The sequence below is a fragment of the Variovorax davisae genome, from assembly GCF_030316845.1.
GTDB classification, from domain to species: Bacteria; Pseudomonadota; Gammaproteobacteria; order Burkholderiales; family Burkholderiaceae_C; genus Variovorax; species Variovorax davisae.
The window spans coordinates 479,679-494,682 of the sequence record NZ_JASZYS010000001.1; the positions used below are offsets into that span (position 1 = coordinate 479,679).

Consider the following 15,004-nt stretch of genomic DNA (forward strand, 5'->3'; position numbering starts at 1 on the left):
CCGGCCCGGCGCCTAAAACTTGTCCCGGCCGGCGACGCGGGCGACGATCCGCAGGTCGGGGCCGATCGCATCGAGCGAGCGGAATTCGAGCGCCAGCACCTCGCCCAGCGCCGTCAGCGGGCCATCCGCATAGGGCCGGCTGGCGATGCCGAGGCCGTCGCCGATGAACTTCGGCGCCAGGTACAGCAGGATCTCGTCGACCAGGCCCTCGCGCATCAGCGAGCCATTGAGCTTGTGGCCGGCCTCGACGTGCAGTTCGTTGACCTCGCGCCGGGCCAGGTCGGCGAGCAGGGCGGCCAGGTCGACCTTGCCGCCGGCGTTGGCCAGGCAGCGCACGGTGGCGCCGCGGGCCTCGAGGGCCCGGGCCCTGGCTTCGTCGCGCGCGGCGGCGTAGATCCAGACCGGGCGTTCGATCTCGAACAGCCGGGCGTCGGGCGGGGTCTGCAGCCGGCTGTCGACGATCACCAGCGGCGGCTGGCGCGTCGTTTCGACCAGCCGGACGTCGAGGCGCGGGTCGTCCTCGATCACGGTGCCGACGCCGGTCAGGATGGCGCCGGCGCGGGCGCGCCAGGCGTGGCCGTCGGCGCGGGCCTGCTCGCCCGTGATCCACTGGCTGGTGCCGTTCTCGAGCGCGGTCTTGCCGTCGATCGAGGCCGCGGCCTTGAGCCGGACCCAGGGCGTGTGGCGGACCATCCGGCTGAAGAAGCCGAGGTTGAGTTCGCGCGCCTCCATCGCCAGCGGCCCGACCTCGACCTCGACGCCGGCGGCGCGCAGGCGCTCGAAGCCCTGGCCCGCCACCTTCGGATTGGGGTCGGCGAGCGAGGCGACGACCTTGCCGATGCCGGCCTGCACCAGCGCGTCGCAGCAGGGGCCGGTGCGGCCGTGGTGGGCGCAGGGCTCGAGTGTGACGAAGGCGGTCGCGCCCACTGTCGAGGCGCCACGCGCCGCGGCGTCGCGCAGGGCCATCACCTCGGCGTGCGGGCCGCCCGTGCGTTGGGTGTGTCCGCTGCCGACGATCCGGCCGTCGGCAGCCAGGATGACGCAGCCGACCGCCGGATTCGGAGGGGCCGTGGTGCGGGCCGCATGGGCCAGCGACAGGGCGAGGCGCATCGCCTCGTCGGCGGTCAGTGGCGAACTCGGGGAGGGCGACGGGTTCATGCGAAGGAGGGGTGTTTCAGCGGTTCCAGCATTCCGCCTTGAGTTCGTCCGAGGCGCCTGCGGCGGCGAGGCCGCGCACACCGGCGTGGTCGAGCGTGGAGCCGCCGCACCGGTCGCCGGCTTGGCTGCCCAGGGCAAGCGCGGTCAAAGTGTAGCCGCTGCCTTGCGCGTCGGCGGGCTCGAAGACGATCCGGTAGCGGCCTGAAGGGACGGCCCGGAGACTCTCGGGGAAGTCCGCGGCGTCGACGGGATAGGAGCCCGCGGCGGTGGCGGCGCGCTCGAGCCAGTGGGCCGCCTGCAGCAACCCGGCGCGGGCCTCCGCGCGCAGGCCGCGCTGCACATGGGCCTGGTAGTTCGGCAGCGCCAGCGCCGCCAGGATGGCGAGCAGCGCCACCACCCCCAGCAGTTCGATCAGCGTGAAGCCGGACCGGCGGTGGTGCGTCATTGCAGCTGCCGCCAGTTCGGGCGCAGCAGGATGCTCCCCAGGCGTTGCCTGGCCGGCGCCACCGGTTGGCCGGGCGCGGAGATCGATCGCTCGAGACGGTCGCTGCGGATGCCGATGCCGAGGCCGGCTTCCAGGCGCGACGGCTGGCCGTCGTTGGCGGCCGGCAGGTGGGCATAGAGCGTCGACCGGGGCGCCGAACCGTTGAGGATGTCGAGCGTGGTGCGCAAGCGCCTGGCCGGCGGCGGCATGTCGAGGCTGCCGTCGGGCGCGGGAACCTGGCTCCAGACATCGATCAGGTCGCCTTCGAACCAGCCCGGGTTCTGCACGACGCGCTCGCCCGACAGCGGCAGGTCGAGGAACCAGCCGCGCCGCGCTTCGCTGCCGGTGTACGGCACAGGGTTCGACGAGACGGCGCCGGCGTCGCCTGCGCCGCTCAGCTGCACGGTCTGGGCGACCAGGCCCAGGCGGCCGTTGGTGACGGGGCCCCGGCCGGCGCCGAAGCCCGGTGTCGGCTCGCCGGTCGGACCCGCCTTGGGATGGCGCAGGATCGGTGTGTCGTCGTGGATGCCGTAGATCGTCTGGCCCTGGAGACCCGGCCCTTCGCCGGGCGCGTCTCGACGGCCGGTGCCGAAGGCCACCAGCAGGCCGCCCTGCGGATGGGCCTTCCAGACCGGCGCTGCGGTGATCGGCTGGCGCACGGCCGCGGCGGACGCGTCCCGCGCCACGAACAGCGGCTTGCGTCGTTGGCTTGCGTCCCTTGGCCACGGCGGTGACTCGATAGATGTAGGGCTGGTCGGCATCGGGGGCCAGGCGCTCGGCCTCGCCGCCCGCCGTCGCCGCCGAAGTGTCGTAGGGCAGCAGTTCGACCCAGTACCAGCCCTGCGGCCGCGAGACCGCGACCTTCTTCATGGCCTCGAGCGCCGTGCGGTCGCTCCAGAAGCGCGGCGCGATCCCGCTGGGGATGCAGAGGCCCGCGGCGCACGAAGGGGTGAGCGCGTCGAGCGATGCCTGCAAGGCGAGCAGTTCGCTTCGGCTGCGGGGGTAGGCGTGCCTGCCGTTGGAATCTGCAGCGCCCACGCTGGCGTCTTCGCGCTGGATCCCTGACTCGGCAGCGCGAAGGAGTTCCTGCGCGCCTTCGAGTGCACGCTGGTAGTCGCTCTCGTTGCCGGTGGCGGCCTCGTCCAGCCGTACGGTTCGGGCGGCCGTCAGCACCAGCAGCGTGGCCAGCAGGGCCGTGACCATCACGACCGGCAGCGTGAAGCCGGCTTGCGATCGTTCGACGAACATGGCGCGCATGCTTCTGCCTTACCGGTTGCGCAGGTGGAAGAGGTTGCGAAAGACCAGGTGCGTTCGGCCGCCGTGCGGCCTTTCGTCGCCGCCGCAGCCGCGGTAGGCGCCGGCGGCCTGCAGGCCTTTCTCGTCGCCCCGCAGGTCGATGCACACTTCGACCGCCGTCACGGCGGGCCAGAGATTCGCCTTCTGGACCGCGCTCGCGTCCATGTGCCGGAAGCCCGCGCCGATGTCGACCCGGTAGTCGACCTGGAAATCGGCGACGTTGTCGATCACGGGTTGCGAGGTCTTCACGCCGCGGCACATCAGGTTGCCTTTGGCGTCGAGCGAAAAGGTAGCGCGGACCGAATCCTGGTCTTCGACATTGGTCCCGGTGCAGTCGTATTGGGCCCAGTGCCTCGGCGAGCCGCTGCCCGCGGGCCAGCGGCCTCGCGCGTAGGCGATCGATACGCTGTCGGGCTGGCCGCCCGCTCCCTCGGTGCCGGTGACCGGAGGCGGGGCGTCGCCGGGCTGGGCTGCGAAGGCGTACAGCGCGGTGGCGTCGTCGCGCCAGGGCTCCAGCGAGCGGGCCTGGCGCAGCTGCTGGCCGATGAGGTGCAGCGCATGCGAGCCCTGCTGCTGCAACTGGCTCAGCGCGCTGATGCCGGCGGCGGCGCTGCGCGTCAGCAGCAGCGTGGAGAAAGCGGTCGCGATGACGAGCAGGCCGACCGCCATGGCCGCCAACAGCTCGACCAGGCTCAAGCCGCGTTGCCGGCGGCGCTGGCCTGCGCGTGGATCAGGGATGGACATGGGCCAGATGACAAAGAAGGCCGGCGGGGCAGCGCTGGCCCGCGACCAGGGGATCGACTTTGAACGGCGCGTCGAGCGCCGGTTCGGACCCTGGATGCGCCTTGGCGCGCCAGGCGACCAGCACACCCAGCTTCCTCGCGGGATCGGCTGGCGGATGGGGGGGCGTCTCGAACACGATGCCGCGGCCCTGGGGCAGCGTGCCCGCAAGGGTCTGCTTCCAACCGAAGATGTCCCGGCGCGCGAGCGTGGCGGCGTCGCAGGCGGATTCTCGGCAGCCTGGCGGCGACGCGGGCAGCTCCCAGTGCGCGGCCTCGGCCGGCAAGGGGTTCATGCCGACGGGATGGGCGCGGATGCGCTCGGCCAGGTCCTCGATCAGCCGGACCGCCTGGGCCCGATGGGCGGTGGCTCGGGCATCGGCCAGGGCACGAAGCTGTGCGCCGAGCAGGCCGAAAGCGACCAGCGCGAGCAGGGCCAACGCGACCAGGGATTCGAGCAGCGTGAGGCCCTGCTGCAGGTGGGGGCGGCCGGCGAGGTTCAGCATTGGCTGCCTTGAAGGATCTGGAGCCGGCCGGCGGACGACATGCACAGGACGCGCGCGGCGCTGTCGTCGGTACTGCCCTGCGGCCTCAAGGTGAACCGGAAGGCGCCCAGGTTGTGGAAGCGGCCCATGCGGTTGAGGTTCAGGTAGGTCGAGGGGGAGGCGACGCTGACCGTCGCCTGGACGCCCTGGGGCGCTGTCCAGACCTGGATCGAGGCCTCGCCCGGGTCTTGCCGGCCGTTGCCGTCGGTGTCGGCGAACACCATCCAGCCACAACTCCAGTCCTGGTCGCCCGCCGGCGTGCAGCCGCCGCCCGAAGCCCGCCGCAACGTGACGCCGCCACCGCGCCGGATGGCCTCCGAGCGCGCCGCGTAGAGGGCGGCGCGCAGGCCTTCCTCGGCATCGCGCAGGCGGTAGCGCTCGAGGGTCCGGCCGAAGCCCGGCAGCGCGAGCCCGGCCAGGATCGCGACGATCGCGAGCACCACCAGCACTTCGACCAGCGTGAAGCCGGACATCGGCGCGAATCGGGACGGCGGGGCGGAGGCGGGCATGACGGCCCGGATGCTAGAAGCCGCAGCGGCGTCCGTGGCGTCGAGGCGCCTGCCGGGCCGCTGCCGCGGGCGAGCGGTCGCTGGCTGCGCCGCTGTGACGATTCAGGAAGAAGTTGGCGGCAACCTGACCCGCCGCGAACTCAGATGTCCCTGAGCAGCTGCCTGAACTCGTCCACGTCCTCGAAGCTGCGGTAGACCGAGGCGAAGCGCACGTAGGCCACCTTGTCGAGCCGCTTGAGTTCGCGCATGACCAGTTCACCGACCTTGGTCGAGTCGATCTCTCGCAAGCCGCTGGACAGCAGTTCCTGCTCGATGCGCAGCAGCGCGTTGTCGATCTGTTCGATGCCGACCGGCCGCTTGCGCAGGGCCAGCATCATCGAGGCCCGCACCTTGGCGGTGTCGAAGTCGGCCCGGCTGCCGTCCTTCTTGACCACCACCGGGAAGTTGACGTCGGGCCGCTCGTAGGTGGTGAAGCGCTTGTCGCAGCCACCGCACTGGCGCCGGCGGCGCACGAAGTCGCCGTCTTCCGAGACCCGGGTCTCCATGACCTGGGTTTCCAGATGACCGCAGAAGGGGCACTTCATGCGCTGTCGTGCCGGTTACTTGTAGACCGGGAAGCGGCTCGTGAGCGCGTGCACCTTGGCGCGCACCGCATCGATGTTCGCCGCGTCGCGCGGGTTCTCGAGCACGTCGGCGATCAGGTTGGCGGTGGCGCGCGCCTCTTCGTCCTTGAAGCCGCGGGTGGTCATCGCCGGCGTGCCGATGCGCACGCCGCTGGTGACCATCGGCTTCTCGGGGTCGTTCGGGATCGCGTTCTTGTTGATCGTCATGTGGGCGGCGCCCAGCACGGCTTCGGCTTCCTTGCCGGTGATGCCCTTGGCGCGCAGGTCGACCAGCATCACGTGGCTTTCGGTGCGGCCGCTGACGATGCGCAGGCCGCGCTCGGTCAGCGTCTCGGCGACGATCCGGGCGTTGGTCACGACCTGCTGCTGGTAGGCCTTGAACTCGGGCGAGAGCGCTTCCTTGAAGGCCACCGCCTTGGCCGCGATCACGTGCATCAGCGGGCCGCCCTGCAGGCCGGGGAAGATGGCGCTGTTGATCGCCTTCTCGTGCTGCGACTTCATCAGGATGATGCCGCCGCGCGGGCCGCGCAGGCTCTTGTGGGTGGTCGAGGTGACGACGTCGGCGTGCGGCACGGGATTCGGATAGACGCCCGCGGCCACCAGGCCGGCGTAGTGGGCGATGTCGACCATGAAGATGGCGCCGATGTCCTTGGCGACCTTGGCGAAGCGCTCGAAGTCGATGCGCAGCGAATAGGCCGAGGCCCCCGCGATGATGAGCTTGGGCAGGTGCTCGTGGGCCTTGCGCTCCATCGCGTCGTAGTCGATGGCTTCGTTGGCATCCAGGCCGTAGCTCACGACGTTGAACCACTTGCCGCTCATGTTGAGCGGCATGCCGTGGGTCAGGTGGCCGCCTTCGGCCAGGCTCATGCCCATGATCGTGTCGCCGGGTTTCAGGAAGGCCAGCAGGACGGCTTCGTTGGCCGAGGCGCCGCAATGCGGCTGCACGTTGGCGGCGTCGGCCCCGAAAATCTGCTTGATGCGGTCGATGGCCAGTTGTTCGGCGACGTCGACGTGCTCGCAGCCGCCGTAGTAACGCTTGCCGGGATAGCCCTCGGCGTACTTGTTGGTGAGCTGCGAGCCCTGGGCGGCCATGACGGCCGGCGAGGCGTAGTTCTCGCTGGCGATCAGCTCGATGTGGTGTTCCTGGCGGGCGTTTTCGGCCTGGATGGCAGCCCAGATTTCAGGATCGGTCTGTTCGACCAGGATGTTGCGGTGGTACATGGCAGTCCTTCGTGGACGTTGGTCCTTGTTCTTCAACCAAACAAGGGCTGCCCAGGCGAACGGCTGATCACCCGCAAGGTCACCGCGGGCGGCACGCTTCCCAGTGGTAGTCCACGTCAGCGCATTGCACCTGAAAAGGGTTGCGCCTATCGCCAGTCGCGTGCCGGCCGAGTGTAGCCGACGACGGGCGCCGGCGCGGCCCCAAGGGCTACGAATCCCCGAGCAGGGCGACTTGCTGGGGGTCCGGCTGGGCCGGCTTGGCCGCCGCCGGCGGCGCCACGACCTGGACCGGATTGGGGCGCGGCGCGGGCGTCGTCGTGGGCGGGGCGCGGCCGGCGATCACCTGGCGCAGGCGCTCGTGCTCGGCCAGCACCTTGCTGGTGTAGCCGCCGTCTTCGGTGAGGTTGGCGGCGCCGACGTAGTAGCGCAGGCCGCCCTCGAGGGAGCCGGCGCGGGCGATGCATTCCTGCAGCACCTTGACGCCGACGCGCATGTTGGTCACCGGATCGAAGGCGGTCAGCGTTCCGCCGGCGCTTTCGTACTTCTCGCCGTGGACCCGGGTCATGACCTGCATCAGCCCCTGGGCGCCGACCTGGCTTTGGGCGAAGGGGTTGAAGCTGGACTCGACCGCCATGATCGCCAGGATCAGGGTCGGGTCGAGCTTGGTCTTCTTGCCGAGGTCGAAGGCCTCGGCGACCAGCACGCTCAGCGGCTCGGCCGCCACGCGGTACTTCTTGCTGAGCCAGTAGGCCACCGCGGCCTGCTGCTTGGGGAGTTCGTGCGGGCTGGCGGCGGTGGTCCGCTCGATCGCGGTGGGCTCGAGGTCGCTGACCTCGATGACGGGCACGGGCTTGCGCGATTGCAGCCAGCCCATCAATTGCTCCTCGCCGGTCTGGCGCAGGTCCGGGCGGGCGGCCAGCGCCAGCACCGCGAACACGGTCGCCAGGCCGAGCAGGGCGAAGCTGTTGTGGGTGATCTCGAAGAAGCCGTCGACCACGTCGGACACGAAGGTCCTTAGCCCGCGGGCTGTGGCATCTAACGCCTGTTTCATCGCTCTTCCTTTCTGTGCGGCACCTGTTCGCAGCGCCACGAGGGCGAAAGCAGAAAGGAAGCGGCGCTTGGATTGGTACGAATCAGGCCCGCGCGAAAAAGAGGGGGAGAGCGCGGCCGCCTGATCAAGCCGGCAGATGCCGGCAGCGGATTGGGGGTGAGTCCGGCCACTCGGGGGCTCGGGAAAGGTTGGCATTCTAGGAGCGGCTAAATATCCGGTCAAGAATAAGAACTAGACCCAATATTCTAATTTCGATGTAAAGAAATGTATGAAATAGTGCACGAATCGGTGGCGCCAGGTCCATTGAAAACGCGATTTGCAATCCATCGGCGCAGCGCTTAGGCTCTAGTTGCCTGAGCTATCAGGCGTCTACCAAGGTCCAGTGACCCGACGAGCAAAATCCGACGGTCCAGCGGCTGAGGCCCAACGGTGGCAATCCCTTGCTGCCAGCATGATCGGAACGATTGAACTTCCGGTCGAGCGAAAAGATGGCATGGGTGTTTCGCCCGCCATCGAGCCCGGAGGCCTGACTTCGCGTCGAGCCGCCGGGCTTTCTCACTTTGGGGCAGCCATGGGTTTGGGGCACACTCCGCTTCGATGAATGCTGCTTTGCTGAAACAGAACAAATGGGTGCGGCGCGGGGTCTGGGCGCTGCTGATCCTGCTGGCGGTCTGGGTGATCGCGTGGCTAGCGGTGCCGCCGATCGTCAAGGGGCAGGTGCAGAAGATTGCCAGCGACAAGCTGGGCCGCCAGGTCACGGTGGGCAAGATCGAGTTCAAGCCCTGGACGCTCGAACTCGCGGTGAACGACCTGCGCATCGCCACCGCCGACGGCAGCCAGCCGCAGGTCGCGGTGAAACGCATCTACGTCGACGCCGAACTGCAGTCGATCCTGCGCCTGGCACCGGTGATCGATGCGGTCCGGATCGAGGCGCCGGCGATCCAGCTCACCCACCTGGCCGATGGCCGCTACGACATCGACGACATCCTGGCCCGGCTGACCCCGGCACCGGAGCCCGCCGATGCGCCCAAGAAGGACCCGCCGCGCTTCGCCGTCTACAACATCGCGATCACCGACGGCGCCTTCGACTTCAGCGACGAGACCGTCAAGCGCCGCCACGAACTGCGTGAGTTCGCGCTCAGCGTGCCCTTCCTGAGCAATCTGGCCTCCCAGCGCGAGATCAAGACCGCGCCGAAGCTGGCCTTCGTCCTCAACGGCAGCAAGTTCGATTCGGCCGCCGAGTCGACCCCCTTCGCCGACAACCGCAAGACCGACGCCCACATCAACTTCCAGGGGCTCGACCTGGTGCCCTACCTGGGCTACATCCCGGGCGGGCTGCCGGTGGCGCTGCAGGCCGGCAAGCTGGATGCCGACCTGAAGATCGATTTCGAGCAGGCGGCGACCGCCGGGCTCAAGATCACGGGCAGCATCGCGGCCAACGGCATCAAGGTGGCGGACTCGCAGGGGCGCGACCTGCTCGGCTTCGACGCGCTCAAGATCGCCCTGGCCGACGTCCGGCCGCTGGAGCGCGTGGTCCATCTGAGCGAAGTGGCGCTGGCCGGCCCCGACCTGGTCGTGGCCCGCGACACCGCGGGGCGCCTCAATCTGCTGGCGACCGACCGCCGCACCGGCGCGACCGAGAAGGCGGCGACCCTGCCGGCGCCGGCCGCCGACGGCGCGGCCGCAACGGCCGAGCCGCAGCCCTGGCGGATCCAGGTCGACAAGGTGGCCCTGACCGACGGCCAGATCGGCTGGCGCGACCAGACCACCCGGCCCGCCGCGGCCATCGACGTCAAGCAACTGGCGCTCGAGGTCCAGGCCGTGACCTGGCCGATGGAGAAGCCGGCCACCTTCAGCGGCTCGACCTCGGTGGGCGGCGCGCCCCTCAAGTTCAGCGGCGAGGCGACCGACAAGCGGGCCCGGGTCGCCACCGAGATCGAGGCGCTGCCGTTGTCGCTCGCCGCGCCGTACCTGGCGCAGAGCCTCGAACCCTCGCTCGACGGCAAGCTGAGCGGCAAGGTCGATGTCGAATGGACGCAGCCGGAGCTGAAGTTCAAGGCCCGCAGCGTGGTCGCCGATGGGCTGGCGCTGACGCAGGAGAAGACCGCGCTGGTCAGCGTCGGCCGCTTCGAACTGGTCGACGCCGAGGCCGACATGACGAAGCACACCCTGACGGTGGCCTCGTTCACCGCCTCGAACCCGAAGCTGCGGGTCGTGCGCGACAACGAGAAGCGCTGGATGTTCGAGCGCTGGCTGAAGGCGCCGGCGGACAGCAGCCAGGCCGGCACGGCCGACGCCAAGGTCGCGGCGCCCAAGGATCCGAGGGCGGCCGAGGGCGCGCCGCCGGCGGGCGCCAACACCACGCCATGGTCGCTTTCCATCGGCAAGCTGGCGGTCGACAACGGCGCGCTGAGCTACGAAGACAATGCCGGCGCCACGCCGGTGGCCTTCGAGATCAGCGCCTTCACCCTGAACGCGCAGAAGCTGGCGCCGAACACCGCCACCGTGTCGCCGCTCAAGCTGTCGGGACGGATCGCGGCCGGGCGGGCCGAGGCGGGGCGCTTCGAGTACGACGGCAACCTGGTGCTGAAGCCGATCGCGGCCGAAGGCCGGCTGCTGGTGGGATCGCTGCCGGCCCATGCCTTCAAGGCCTACTACGCGGACGCCCTCAATGTCGACATCCGCCGCGCCTTCGCCAGCTACCGCGGCACGGTCAAGGTCGCGACCCTGCCCGCGGGCCTGAGCGTCAATCTGGCCGGTGACACCGCGGTCGACGAATTCCGCGCCAACAGCGTCGTGCTGACGCAGGCGCCCGGCCTGTCGAGCAACCGGCAGTTGCTGAGCTGGAAGACGCTGGGCCTGCGCGGCCTGCAGGTGGCGATGGTGCCGGGCGCGCCGCTCAAGGTCGACGTCCGGGAGACCTCGCTGACCGATTTCTACGCCCGCGTGATCATCGATCCGACCGGCAAGCTCAACCTGCTGTACCTGGTCAAGCAGCCCGGGCAGCCGACGGCCGGGGAGGCGGCACCGGGCGTCGAGGTCGAGTCCAAGCGCAGCCTGGGCGGCACCACCACGACCACCGTCCGGCCGCGCTCGGCGCGGCCCCGCGCGCCGGCGCCGCCGGCACCGCCGCAGGAGCTGATGGTCGGCGGCGGCCCCGGCACCCCGGCCGCGGCACCGGCAGCGGCCGCGCCGGCGCCGGTCGACAACCCGATGGCGCCGGTCATCAATTTCGGCCCGATGAGCCTGGTCAACGGCAAGATCGACTTTTCCGACCTGTTCATCAAGCCCAACTATTCGGCCGACCTGACCGAGCTGACCGGCAAGCTGAGCGCCTTCTCGTCGAAGCCCCAGGGCGACAAGCCGGCGCTGGCCGATCTCGAACTGCGCGGCAAGGCCCAGCAGACCGCCTCGCTGGAGATCACCGGCAAGCTCAATCCGCTGGTCAAGCCGCTCGAACTCGACATCACGGCGCGGATGAAGGAGCTCGACCTGCCGCCGTTGTCGCCCTACACGATCCGCTTTGCCGGCCACGGGATCGAGCGCGGCAAGCTCAGCATGGACGTCAACTACAAGATCGCCCCCGACGGCACGCTGACCGCGAGCAACAAGCTGGTGCTGAACCAGCTGCAGTTCGGCGAGCAGGTCGAAGGCGCCCCCGCCAGCCTGCCGGTGCGGCTGGCGGTGGCGCTGCTGGCCGACCGCAACGGGGTGATCGACATCGACCTGCCGCTGCGCGGTTCGATCAACGACCCGCAGTTCAGCGTCGGCCCGCTGATCCTGAAGGCGATCGTCAACCTGCTCGCCAAGGCCGTCACCGCGCCTTTCGCGCTGCTGACCGGCGGCTTCGGCGGCGGCGGCGGGGACTCCAGCACGATCGCCTTCGCGCCGGGCAGCACCGCGCTGTCCAAGGAGGCGAAGGACAACCTCGACAAGGTGGCCAAGGCGCTGAACGACCGGCCGGGCCTGCAGATGACCGTGATCGGCACCGCCAGCCTCGACAAGGAGCGCGACGCCTACCAGCGCCAGCGGCTGCGCGAGATGACGCAGGCCGAGAAGCGCCGGGTCGCGATCCGCGCCGGCAAGGACGCGGCCGAGGTGGCGCCGGTCACCGACGCCGAATATCCGGAGCTGCTGACCGCCGTCTACAAGCGCTCGGAGGTCACCAAGCCGCGCAACATGGTCGGGCTGGCCAAGGACCTGCCGGTCAAGGACATGGAAGACCTGCTGCTGGCCAGCATTCCGGTCGACGAGGAGTCGATGCGGCAGCTGGCCGTGGCGCGGGGGGCCGCGGCCCGCGACTACCTGCTCGAACAGAAGCTGCCGAGCGAACGCATCTTCCTCGGCGCGGTCCGCACCAAGGCCGAAGGAGCCGACTGGAAACCCGGCGCCGAACTGAAACTGGCCACCCGTTGACCCGCAGCACCGCAAGTCGGTGAAAATGGAGCCATGCGCCGGCCTAATGCCGGCGCCTCGCTTTTTCCTCAAGATAACGACATTCGCTCAGTGACTTCAACTTCTTCCAAGCCTCACGACCTCCAGTCCCTCGACACCTTGACCGGGGGTGCCTTCACCGCGCCGACCTCCGGCGAGCGCGCCCAGCGCATCCGGGATTGGCTCGCGGCCAATCCGACGCCCGAGCAGATGCAGGACGTCTTCAAGGAGCTGAGCGGGCGCGACAAGGGCGCCGCCCGGCTGCTGCGCGAGAAGCTCGACGAGCTCAAGCGCGCCAAGGGCCAGGAGGCGATCGCCGTCGAATGGGCCCACAAGGCCGAGGCCCTTCTGGCGCAGCCGAAGCTCAACATCGCCGATGCGCTGGCCTGGCAGCGCGACGCCGCCAAGGCCGGCGCGCCGCTGTCGCGCGAGCCCCTGGCGGCTTTCAAGGCCCGGCTGGCCGAGCGCGTGAAGGGCATCGAGGACCTGCAGCACCGGGCCCAGGTCCATCGCGAAGCAGCGGTGCTGCTGGCGCAGCGCTTCGAGGTGCTCTCGACCAAGAGCTGGCGCGATGCCCAGGGCGTCGAGGAGGCCCTGCGGGCCGACGTGGCGCACTGGCAGCAGCAGGCGGGCGAGATCGCGGCCGACCCCAACTGGAGCAGTCTCGACGCCCGTTTCGCTCCCCAGCTGGAGTCGTCCAAGGCGCAGCTGCTGGTGGTGTCCGACGCCTTCCACGGCGCCCTGACCTTGGCCGTGGCCGCCGATGCGGACGCCGCGGCGCCGCTGCCGCCGGTGCCGGTCTGGGCCGACGAACTGCGGGTGGCCCGTGGCGGCACGCCCGAGGCCGCGCCGGCGCCGGCCAAGCCGCCCGCGCCCAAGGTCGACCCCGAGAAGCGTGCCGCGGCCCAGGATGCGGTCCAGGCCGCGCTCGCCAAGCTCGAGCAGGAAACCGCCGAGGGCCACGGCAAGGCCAGCGCCGGCGCCGCCGCCGCCCTGCGCGCGGTGCTCAAGGAACACGGCAAGCTGGTCGAGCCGCCGCTGGAGGCCCGCGTCCATGCGGCGCTGGTGGCCGCCGGCGAGCTCGAAGGCTGGCAGCGCTGGAGCGCCGACAAGGTGCGCGAAGACCTGGTCGCCAAGGCCGAAGGGCTGCTCAAGCGGCCCGAGGGCCAGGCGCTGGGCGGCCGCAAGATGCAGGAGACCCTGCGCGCCCTGCGCGATCAATGGAAGCAGGCCGACCAGGGCGGCGTGCCCAATCACGCGCTCTGGAAGCGTTTCGACGAAGCCTGCAACGAAGCCCACAAGGTGGTCGAGGCCTGGCTCGAGAAGGTGCGTGCCGACGCCGCCGAACATCGGGCGCTGCGCACCGCGCTGATCGAGGAAGTCAAGGCCTGGGCCGTCGAGCATACCCAGGCGTCCGACCTGAAGGCGCACAACCGCGCCCTGCACCAGTTCGCCGATCGCTGGCGCGATGCCGGCCATGTCGGCGAAAAGGTGTTCGCCGAGCTGCAGGCTCAGTGGAACGAAGCCTTCGGTGCCGCCCGCGCGCCCTTCGAATCGGCTCAGAAGGCCAGCGTCGAGCGGCGCCAGGCGATGATCGCCGAGGCGGCCGAACTCGGCGCCGCGCCGATGCTGCGCATCGACGCGGTCAAGGCGCTGCAGCAGCGCTGGCAGCACGAGGCGCAGTCGGTGCCTCTGGAGCGCCGCCACGAACAAAAGCTCTGGGACGCCTTCCGGGCCCCGATCGACGAGGCCTTCAATCGCAAGACGGCCGAGCGCGAGAAGGCCTCTGCCGCGATGAGCGAGCACGACCGCCATGTGCTGAATGCCTCCAAGGCGCTGGAGGCCGCCAACGGCACCGGCGATGCCCAGAAGATCCGCGCCGCGGTGGCGCAGCTCGAAGCCGCCCTGCGCGGCGAGGCGCCGCCGGCCGCGGCGCCCGCGGCCAGCGCGCCGAGCGACGGACCCGCGGTCGGTGCGACCGACGTGGTCGCCCCGGGGCAGGCCGCCGCCGAATTCGGCGAGAGCGCCGGCCAGGCGCCGGCGCCCGAGGATGCGGATGCGCTGCCGGCGACCGCGCCGGCCGACGCCCCCGCCGCGCAGGACCTGGTGGCGCCGGCCGATGGTGCCGACCCTTCCGCGCGTTCCGATGCCGAAGCGGCTCCGGCGCCAGCGGCGCCGCCGAAGCCGGCACCGAAGCCGGTGATCGCCGTGCGCGGGGACGACCGTCCCGGCAACAAGAAGGCCGAGGCCGTGCCCGCCGGGCGCGGCGGCAAGTTCGGCGACCGCCGCGATGCGCGCGGCGGCCCGGGCGGCCGCACCGGCGATCGCCCGGCACGGCCGGGCGAGCGTGGCGCGCCTGCCGGCGGCGGCCGCTTCGGCGACCGTCCGCCGCGCTTCGAAGACCGCGGTCCCCGCCTCGGCGACGCGGCGTTCCGGGCCCAGCGCGAAGCGCTGGAGCGGGCCGACTTCGCGCTGCGCAAGCTCGCGTCGCAGGCCCATGGCGAAGCGCTCACGCAGGTGCTCGGCGCCTGGGAGAAGCGCGACGCCGCGCAGCTGCCCAGCGTCCAGGAACTGGGCCGCGCGGTGACGCCGGCGGTGCGCAGCAGCTGGTCGCAGGCGATCGGCACTGCGCCGTCGGGCCAGGCGGCCGACGCCGCCGAAGCGCTGCTGCGGCTCGAGATGGCGGCCGAGGTGCCGACGCCGGCCGAGCAGCTCGACGCCCGCCGGGCGCTGCAGCTCAAGCTGCTGACGCGGCGCGGCGACCCGACCCCCGAACAGACCTGGGGCCAGGACGCCGGCAAGGTGCTGGCGGCCAGCCATGACGCCGCTTCGGCGCGTCGGTTGCAGAACGCCCTCAAGGCACTGCTGCGCAAGTGAGCGCGGCGGCCGTCCCGCAGGGGGCGG

At 70.8% G+C, this 15,004-nt stretch carries 11 protein-coding genes, 1 pseudogene and 1 riboswitch; of the genes and pseudogenes, 2 read left to right on the top strand and 10 right to left on the bottom strand.

Going from position 1 to position 15,004, the window contains the following annotated elements; all coding sequences use genetic code 11:
* Positions 1–12: 12 nt before the first annotated feature.
* From ribD to QTI33_RS02415, 10 genes and pseudogenes are all read right to left on the bottom strand, one after another.
* The gene (gene ribD / locus QTI33_RS02375) at positions 13–1,158 is read right to left on the bottom strand and encodes a bifunctional diaminohydroxyphosphoribosylaminopyrimidine deaminase/5-amino-6-(5-phosphoribosylamino)uracil reductase RibD (RefSeq protein WP_444814792.1); all 1,146 of its coding nucleotides are present in this window, start codon (positions 1,156–1,158) and stop codon (positions 13–15) included.
* 16 nt (positions 1,159–1,174) lie between these two features.
* Positions 1,175–1,603: a type IV pilin protein gene (locus QTI33_RS02380; RefSeq protein WP_286504152.1), complete on the bottom strand. Its 429-nt coding sequence runs from the start codon at positions 1,601–1,603 to the stop codon at positions 1,175–1,177.
* Complete coding sequence (locus QTI33_RS02385; protein WP_286504153.1) at positions 1,600–2,328, bottom strand: pilus assembly protein; 729 nt, start codon at positions 2,326–2,328, stop codon at positions 1,600–1,602. Before QTI33_RS02385 ends, QTI33_RS02380 begins: the two co-directional genes overlap by 4 nt.
* Before the next feature lie 13 nt (positions 2,329–2,341).
* A pseudogene (locus QTI33_RS35065) lies at positions 2,342–2,899 on the bottom strand (pilus assembly PilX family protein); the annotation flags it as partial.
* Positions 2,900–2,908: 9 nt separating this feature from the next.
* Positions 2,909–3,682 (bottom strand): prepilin-type N-terminal cleavage/methylation domain-containing protein, encoded by a 774-nt coding sequence (locus QTI33_RS02390; RefSeq protein WP_286504154.1) that lies wholly within the window; start codon positions 3,680–3,682, stop codon positions 2,909–2,911.
* Positions 3,669–4,223, bottom strand: a complete 555-nt coding sequence (locus tag QTI33_RS02395; RefSeq protein ID WP_286504155.1) for a prepilin-type N-terminal cleavage/methylation domain-containing protein — start codon at positions 4,221–4,223, stop codon at positions 3,669–3,671. The genes QTI33_RS02390 and QTI33_RS02395 overlap by 14 nt, the downstream gene beginning before the upstream one ends.
* On the bottom strand, positions 4,217–4,771 hold the full coding sequence (locus tag QTI33_RS02400) for a GspH/FimT family pseudopilin (RefSeq protein ID WP_286504156.1): 555 nt from the start codon (positions 4,769–4,771) through the stop codon (positions 4,217–4,219). The genes QTI33_RS02395 and QTI33_RS02400 overlap by 7 nt, the downstream gene beginning before the upstream one ends.
* A gap of 140 nt (positions 4,772–4,911) precedes the next feature.
* On the bottom strand, positions 4,912–5,355 hold the full coding sequence (nrdR, locus tag QTI33_RS02405; protein ID WP_286504157.1) for a transcriptional regulator NrdR: 444 nt from the start codon (positions 5,353–5,355) through the stop codon (positions 4,912–4,914).
* Positions 5,356–5,370: 15 nt separating this feature from the next.
* A complete protein-coding gene (glyA, locus tag QTI33_RS02410; protein WP_286504159.1) occupies positions 5,371–6,615 on the bottom strand; it encodes a serine hydroxymethyltransferase in 1,245 nt (414 codons plus the stop codon).
* Positions 6,616–6,657: 42 nt separating this feature from the next.
* A riboswitch (ZMP/ZTP riboswitch) is annotated at positions 6,658–6,785 on the bottom strand.
* Positions 6,786–6,823: 38 nt separating this feature from the next.
* Positions 6,824–7,666: a lytic transglycosylase domain-containing protein gene (locus QTI33_RS02415; RefSeq protein ID WP_286504160.1), complete on the bottom strand. Its 843-nt coding sequence runs from the start codon at positions 7,664–7,666 to the stop codon at positions 6,824–6,826.
* 597 nt (positions 7,667–8,263) lie between these two features.
* On the opposite strand from QTI33_RS02415, the gene QTI33_RS02420 reads away from it, so the two are divergent.
* Together QTI33_RS02420 and QTI33_RS02425 are read left to right on the top strand one after the other, a co-directional pair.
* Complete coding sequence (locus QTI33_RS02420; protein WP_286504161.1) at positions 8,264–12,082, top strand: DUF748 domain-containing protein; 3,819 nt, start codon at positions 8,264–8,266, stop codon at positions 12,080–12,082.
* Between the two features lie 90 nt (positions 12,083–12,172).
* Entirely contained in the window at positions 12,173–14,977 is a 2,805-nt protein-coding gene (locus tag QTI33_RS02425; protein WP_286504162.1) for a DUF349 domain-containing protein, read from the top strand.
* Positions 14,978–15,004: the final 27 nt, after the last annotated feature.